The following is a 7,253-nucleotide window of genomic DNA, read 5'->3' as shown; positions in this document are numbered from 1 at the left end:
AAATTAGACGCCGGACAGTTAGCGTCTTTCAACAAGACAAAACTAGGAAATTACAATGATCTACAGCAAGCCAGGCAGTACAGATGCCATAGTTAGTTTCAACAGCCGCTACGACAACTTCATCGGGGGGGAGTGGGTCGCGCCTGTGGGCGGAGAATATTTCGATAACCGCTCGCCGGTGGATGGTCAGATATTTTGTCAGGTCGCCCGCTCGGACGAGCGCGACATTGAGCTGGCGCTCGATGCCGCTCACGCCGCCAAGGAAGCCTGGGGCAAGACCTCGGTGACCGAGCGCGCTAATCTGCTGCTCAGAATCGCCGATCGCGTCGAGCAAAACCTGGAGTCTCTGGCCGTGGCCGAGACCTGGGAAAACGGCAAGGCGGTGCGCGAAACCCTGAATGCAGATCTGCCTCTGTTTGTGGATCACTTCCGTTACTTCGCCGGCTGCATCCGCGCCCAAGAGGGCAGCGCCGCCGATATCGACAGTAATACCGTCAGCTACCACTTCCCCGAGCCTCTGGGGGTTGTCGGCCAGATCATCCCCTGGAACTTCCCGCTGCTGATGGCTGCCTGGAAGATCGCCCCGGCCCTGGCCGCCGGTAACTGCATAGTGCTCAAGCCCGCCGAGCAGACGCCGGTATCGATTCTGGTAATGGTGGAGCTTATCCAGGATCTTCTGCCGGCCGGTGTACTCAATATCGTCAACGGTTTCGGCACCGAGGCGGGTCAGGCGCTGGCGGTCAGCAAGCGCATCGCCAAGCTGGCCTTCACTGGCTCGACCCTGATAGGTCACCACATATTGAAATGCGCCGCCGAGTCTTTGATTCCCTCCACCGTCGAGCTGGGTGGCAAGTCGCCCAACATCTACTTTGCCGATGTGATGGACCAGGAAGATGAGTATCTGGATAAGGCGGTGGAAGGCATGCTGCTCGCCTTCTTCAACCAGGGTGAGGTCTGCACCTGTCCGTCACGTGTGTTGATCGCCGAGTCTATCTACGACAAGTTTATCGAGAAGGTGATCGCCAGAGCCCAGAGCATCAAGCAGGGCAACCCGCTGGATACCGACACCCAGGTGGGCGCCCAGGCCTCACAGGAGCAGTTCGATAAGATCATGAGCTACCTGGAGATCGGCCGCAACGAAGGGGCTCAGGTACTCATGGGCGGCAGCAATTGCCAGCTCTCGGGAGATCAGAGCACCGGCTACTATATCGAGCCGACCATACTCAAGGGCCACAACAAGATGCGCGTCTTCCAGGAGGAGATCTTCGGCCCCGTCATCTCTGTCACCACCTTCAAGGATGAGGCCGAGGCGCTGGCGATTGCCAACGACACTGAGTACGGCCTGGGCGCAGGCGTCTGGACCCGCGACATGAACCGCGCCCAACGTATGGGCCGTGGCATTCAGGCCGGTCGCGTGTGGATCAACTGCTACCATGCCTACCCGGCTCACGCCGCCTTCGGTGGCTACAAGAAGTCAGGCATCGGCCGCGAGACCCACAAGATGATGCTCAGCCATTATCAGAACACCAAGAACCTGCTTGTCAGCTACGACATCAACCCGCTGGGTTTCTTCTAACCTAGCAAATTGGCTCAACCCAACACATGCCGAGACCTAGTCTCGGCATGTTCTATCCCCTCATGAAGGGACAGCTATCTTAGTCAGCTAGTATCAAACTGATTTGAAACTTAAAAAGGGAGCTTTGGACCGTGGCTTCATGCTGTATCAATGGCTTGCGGCAGGTGCAGCGCATAGATACCTAACGGGCCTTTAAGCAAAGGTCTTAGTATGTAAGCATCACACTACTTAGCTGTTTGAAGGGTTTCCTTGAACCATGGCTTCGTGGTGTATCAATTGCCTGCAGCAGGTGCAACGCAAGGAGATCTGAATGGCCTTTCAGCTAAGGTCTTAGTATGTAAGCATCACACTACTTTGCTGTATGAAGGGTTTCCTTGAACCATGGCTTCGTGGTGTATCAATTGCCTGCGGCAGGCCGTTCGTGCAGGTACTTCTGCGGCACGCTGTAAACCCTTCCATGGGCGCTCTGCGGCAGCATCCATGCTGCCGAAGGCCTCAGACGTACCTACACAAAGTTATTCATCTCTTCGATTTGACTGCTTTTGATCCTCGCTAGACAATCAAAAACAAAAAATATTTGGGAAAAAACGAGTTGGTGCAGGAAAGTAGTCAGGCGAATATCAAATTTACGTAGCGGTATAGGTTGCGAAAATATCTCGTGTTCTAAAGCCTACACTGAAACTAACCGCTCTCAGTTAAGACTTTTTAAAATACCAATAGCCGCAATAAATCCAGCCCCCTGGCGGAATTAAGAAGTTGAGTAGAAGTGCATAAAAGCCAACCAAAGGAACATTGCTCGCTTTGCCCTGCGCAAACCTTACCGTGAAAAAAATGACGATTAGTGCCACGAAGAAGAGGATTTGCCCCCAAAGAGTTGCGTTTAAATTCATCATAAACTTCCTTTGTTAAGTTTCTACATAACGCCGCGGTTTGGGGATGCCATGGAGCGCCAGCGGAAAGCAGTCCCAGTCGAAGGCGACAACACCGCCTTGTTATGTGTTGAATGCGCTTTGGTCGATAGGTGTCCAACCACGCTGCCGACTCCTGTAGCCCAAATTGTTTCCAATACTGAACTAGCAAAAATACGAACAGTTGATGTTTTTTCCATAGGCACCTCCTTATTACTGTTGTCACTGACCGAAAGGCTCAGCTTAAGACTAAAAAAACGCAGTAAAACTAATAGAAAGGCTACGAAGCCAACAAACGCTAGGGGAATCGAACCCCAACCTAGTACCCCTATCGGCCAAAACACACTCGATAAATCTAAATCATCCAGCTTTCATTTTTCAATTGCTCTTTCGCCGCACTTTCTGATATGGCCTTGAATATTGATGTTTTTTGCATATCACTACCCCGCATGGTTATTTTTATCTTTTTCGCGTCTTCATAAGAATCAAATGGTCCCTCAAGGATTTCCGCCCCTGGGGACAAATCTATTGACTTGTCAAACACTCTATAGCCAAACCAGTAACTCATAACAGCTCCTTTTTACACATAACGCCTAACATAAGGTGCGCCACGATAAACTTACCAAGCGCACTAAACCCCATACCAAAACCGCAAAGTGTAACGCGTCACCTTGATGTTTTTGTTAGTTCTCTTTTACGTACGAAGGTCTAGCACAGCTCTGGCTTTGATAGCAGCGACAGTTCAAGGCATTCAACTGAGGGCATGCCGAGGCCTGCTGAAGTTGAATAACGCCGAAATGGTGTTGCTATCAAAGCCCCGCAGGGCGAGGCTTACAGCGGTATTTGCTGCGTTACAGTTCTTGCGAAGGACTAGGGCCATTCGCTGCAAACTGTGCCTAGCATCTATCCACTTTAAGCACACGCAGAGCAAGCACGGGACTTATTCGCACCTTCCCTAGAGACAGATTGGAAAGCAACCCAAATACCTTATGCGCGTATTCTAAACAATCATACTCTCCACGATCTTCTAAGGAGACCCGAGAAAGCTCATCAAATTGCTCGATGTATTTATCAAAATCATTTCTCTTACAACGTTCACTATATAGTTTTGAAGGATTAGAAGGTAAAGGGAAACGCACTGAAAGGATCTCTTTACCATCGGGAAGCGCAATTGGTTCATGAATTGCGTATAAACGATGATTAGCTATATTTATTGGTGCTGAATGCATAACTAGATCTCGATATTGCCCCAACTCGAATAACCAGCCACCTTTACTCATTTCACTTTTTAAGTAAGATTCTAGCTTTGTGTGGTTAACTTCTTTTTTCAGGAGTTTAAACAGACCACTTGCAGTCGTGACATCTTTTCCATCTTCTTTGCGAGAACCATTATCTGAAAAGTTATAAACGTATTCACATAGGTTATCTCGAAGGATTCCAGCGTCGAATAAAAAAGAGTGAAACTCCTGATAAACCAAGTCAGTGTATCCATCTTGAAAGCGTTGACCAGCTTTGAATTTATTTTTCAGAACTAAAGCGTTTAGCTGGTTTTGATATGATAAGGATAAGCTTCTCAATCGGTTATTAATAGTGTTTAGTTGGAAGCTGATTCTATTTGACAAATCATAACTTAAACCATTTTTATTATGAAATGATGATAAGGCTAATTCACTCCACTTTTGTGCGGCATCCCAATTAGGCCAAATAGCTTCCTGCTCAGTGTAGCCTCGGAACTGTTTTGGGGCTTCACCAATATACTCACTATGATGAGTAGTAAATTCAACACCAATAATCGTCAAATTATATTTCCTAAGCGCGTAGTATAACTTACCGAGTGTATCTATTTTAATTTCGGCAATTTTACCATCTTTAGTCTTAGGCCAGAGCGTAATCACATCACTTTGAGGCTCAATAACAGCGACCGGGCCGCCAGATAAATATACAGCTCTTCCACAGTGCTTGCTCTGCGTGTGCTTAAAGTGGATAGATGCTAGGCACAGTTTGCAGCGAATGGCCCTAGTCCTTCGCAAGAACTGTAACGCAGCAAATACCGCTGTAAGCCTCGCCCTGCGGGGCTTTGATAGCAACACCATTTCGGCGTTATTCAACTTCAGCAGGCCTCGGCATGCCCTCAGTTGAATGCCTTGAACTGTCGCTGCTATCAAAGCCAGAGCTGTGCGACGACTTGTTCGCACCTTCCCTAACAGCTTATTAGTGCGCATGCGCGTTTATCTCATTAGACCAGTGAAAACGCCCACAGTTAAGTATCTGTATGTAATGAACTTATCAGCATATTTCTAAATACACCATCTGGAAAAATGCGCATGCGCGTTTTCCAAACCTATTATCTACTCAACCAAAAGTATAAGTGACTAATTTTAAATATATTTATTTGTAAAGCAATGGGGAAACGCGCACGAATTTCGACTTAAAATCATCCAAAAGTCACAACATTTAAATACGACTGTATACCTGGCCAGTTTCTACTACTTGTGGTGAATCGCTACATACTGGACTTAGATGAAGAAATGTAGGGCAATAGGTGAATTTGCGATTTACTGGCTAACCGCCAACTCACTTCGGGGCATAAATAACTTAGCGCTTTAACTCCCAAGGCTTCAAAATCCCGCCAAATCGAAGAGACGATAGACACCTAGTGTAGATGCATCTGCGGACGTCGATGGCAGGGATGCCATCGTCGAGCCTCCATGGACGGATTCACGGCGTGTAGCAGATGTATCTGCACATAAGCGAGCCGCAGGCTATTAATAAAAATTGAATAATCGGCCTTCAAAACCCTATCAAACACCAAATGCCGCCAGAAGCAACAACTACCCCCCCATCGCCAGGCAAGCGATCAGTAACAGTGAAGGTGCGACCTTCAAGCTCATATACCGATGACGACAGCACCAGAGGCTGCAACCTCTAGCTATCCAGCCCCATTTTCCCCTCTCGACATTTACCGTATAATCGCCGCTCATCAATTCAAAGGTAAGCCAAGATGTTTCATATCGCCCTCTATGAGCCAGAAATTGCCCCCAACACCGGCAATATCATCCGCCTATGCGCCAACAACGGCTGCCAACTGCACCTTATCGAGCCATTGGGTTTCGATCTTGAAGAGAAGAAACTGCGCCGAGCGGGTCTGGACTATAGCGATCTAACTCGCGTCACCCGCCATAAGGATTTTGAGAGTTTCCTGGGCGCCATGGCGGGCAAGCGCATCATGGCCTGCACCACCAAGGGCAGTCGCCCTCACAGTGAGATCGCCTTCGAGAAGGATGACGTCTTGCTGTTCGGCCCCGAGACCCGCGGCCTGCCGATGGCGATCATCGAATCTATCCCCACCAGCCAGCGCCTGCGCATTCCTATGGCGGCCAGCAGCCGCAGCCTGAATCTGTCTAACTCTGTGGCCATCATCAGCTACGAAGCCTGGCGTCAGCTCGACTATCAGGGCGCCTGCTGAGCCTCGCCGACAGGGTTGAGGGCGATACCGCGATAGACCCGATAATCGTCATCGTCCTGATCCAGGTATTGCACCTCCTGCAGCCATAACCAGCCGCTCCCCTGAGGTGAGAAGTTAAGGCGTATCATCGCCGGGCGCTGCTGCACCAGCCCCTTACCCAGCAGGGAAAACCCCGTCTCTTGTCGATAGAGGGTGAAATAGAGATACTTGTCGGCATCGACGCCGTTGAAGTAGGTAAGCTTGATCTCGCCATCGCCCTCACGAAACCACCAGGTCTCGCTGAGCGGATGGCTGGCATGCTCGCTCACAGAGAGCATCAGCTGGCGTCTATCGTCGCTACAGAGTCCCTGTACCCGCACCGATTTCACCAGCCCCTTGGGCCTCGAAGCCTCCCCCTGCCAATTTCCCGCCAGGGCCTGGCAAAAGTCAGACAGGCCGATCTTACCCGCCGAAGCCGTGGGCACCAGCAAGATGGCTGAGAGCAAGCGTAGCGATTTAGAACAGTTCAACATCTTGTTGCATTTGCTGTAAATGGTTTTCTCTGTATGCATTAAGCGCCTCATGTATCGGCACGCCCTTAAGCAGCGCCGCGAACATCTGCCGTTCACAGTCCAGAGAATAATGCGTCTGTATCTCCCCTTGCAAATCTTGCCAAGCCGCCTGGGAGTGGCGCCGTTTCTCATCTCCCAACATGGCCTCCATCAGGCTCAGCGCGGTGATCACATGATTAAGCCGCTGGGAGATGCGATCGTAAAACTGAAACGCCATGACCCCGTTGTCGATAGCCCTTAGCAGACCGTCGCTATGGGCCAGAATCGCCTGTGGCGTATCGCCGGAGCCATGCAGATGACGGTTGACCTCGCCAAGGTGCTCGGCCATCTGGGTAAACAGCTCGCCTAGCCCGGTCACGTTATGGTCGCCATCGGTCAGCGACAGCTCTATCTGCGCCGTCGCCAACAGCAGCAGCTTGGTGGTCTCCTGCAGATGACACCAATCCGCGTCATCACACGCACAGGCATCAAAACGGCTTGATATGTCTTGGGTCATGGGCATCTCCAGATAGGGCTTAACCTAGGCTTGAAAAAGGCTTTATTAACCCTAGATGAAAGCCCATCGAAATGCGAACCGCCCGCCGGCGAACATCAAGTGAAATAGGAGTAATACCAATCACAGTAAACAGGTGATCAGAAATAGCGCAGGAAAAACGCTTGAGAACAAAGCAGGATTTTTAGATAAGTAGTTATTCTACAATTAAAAATACTAATACAGTTATCGAGCGTTTTAACAAGCTAGAATGATCAAT

8 protein-coding genes are annotated in these 7,253 nt (G+C 49.8%); 2 read left to right on the top strand and 6 right to left on the bottom strand.

Translation table 11 applies throughout. The features are described from left to right. The first annotated feature begins 55 nt into the window (after positions 1 to 55). Positions 56 to 1,576 (top strand): aldehyde dehydrogenase family protein, encoded by a 1,521-nt coding sequence (locus L1D47_RS19740; RefSeq protein WP_239886500.1) that lies wholly within the window; start codon positions 56 to 58, stop codon positions 1,574 to 1,576. A gap of 695 nt (positions 1,577 to 2,271) precedes the next feature. Here the strand turns inward: L1D47_RS19740 and L1D47_RS19735 are convergent. The 4 genes from L1D47_RS19735 to L1D47_RS19720 all read right to left on the bottom strand — a co-directional run bounded on the left by L1D47_RS19735 (position 2,272) and on the right by L1D47_RS19720 (position 4,706). Beyond that, a complete protein-coding gene (locus L1D47_RS19735) occupies positions 2,272 to 2,469 on the bottom strand; it encodes a hypothetical protein (protein WP_345778776.1) in 198 nt (65 codons plus the stop codon). Positions 2,470 to 2,489: 20 nt separating this feature from the next. After that, complete coding sequence (locus tag L1D47_RS19730) at positions 2,490 to 2,684, bottom strand: hypothetical protein (RefSeq protein ID WP_239886499.1); 195 nt, start codon at positions 2,682 to 2,684, stop codon at positions 2,490 to 2,492. Between the two features lie 155 nt (positions 2,685 to 2,839). Continuing rightward, positions 2,840 to 3,052: a hypothetical protein gene (locus tag L1D47_RS19725; protein ID WP_239886498.1), complete on the bottom strand. Its 213-nt coding sequence runs from the start codon at positions 3,050 to 3,052 to the stop codon at positions 2,840 to 2,842. Positions 3,053 to 3,380: 328 nt separating this feature from the next. Further along, the gene (locus L1D47_RS19720; RefSeq protein WP_239886497.1) at positions 3,381 to 4,706 is read right to left on the bottom strand and encodes a hypothetical protein; all 1,326 of its coding nucleotides are present in this window, start codon (positions 4,704 to 4,706) and stop codon (positions 3,381 to 3,383) included. A gap of 779 nt (positions 4,707 to 5,485) precedes the next feature. Here L1D47_RS19720 and trmL point away from each other — a divergent pair. Beyond that, positions 5,486 to 5,950 (top strand): tRNA (uridine(34)/cytosine(34)/5-carboxymethylaminomethyluridine(34)-2'-O)-methyltransferase TrmL, encoded by a 465-nt coding sequence (gene trmL / locus L1D47_RS19715; protein WP_239886496.1) that lies wholly within the window; start codon positions 5,486 to 5,488, stop codon positions 5,948 to 5,950. Here trmL and L1D47_RS19710 read toward each other — a convergent pair. Together L1D47_RS19710 and L1D47_RS19705 are read right to left on the bottom strand one after the other, a co-directional pair. After that, entirely contained in the window at positions 5,935 to 6,462 is a 528-nt protein-coding gene (locus L1D47_RS19710) for a hypothetical protein (RefSeq protein WP_239886495.1), read from the bottom strand. The two genes, trmL and L1D47_RS19710, sit on opposite strands and share 16 nt — an antisense overlap. Beyond that, on the bottom strand, positions 6,446 to 6,997 hold the full coding sequence (locus L1D47_RS19705) for a hypothetical protein (RefSeq protein ID WP_239886494.1): 552 nt from the start codon (positions 6,995 to 6,997) through the stop codon (positions 6,446 to 6,448). The genes L1D47_RS19710 and L1D47_RS19705 overlap by 17 nt, the downstream gene beginning before the upstream one ends. Positions 6,998 to 7,253 lie beyond the last annotated feature (256 nt).

Origin of the sequence: Shewanella sp. Isolate7 (assembly GCF_022398425.1) — a bacterium.
GTDB lineage: Bacteria > Pseudomonadota > Gammaproteobacteria > Enterobacterales > Shewanellaceae > Shewanella.
Note: the sequence above shows the minus strand (reverse complement) of the source record. Positions and strands in the feature narration are given on the sequence as shown.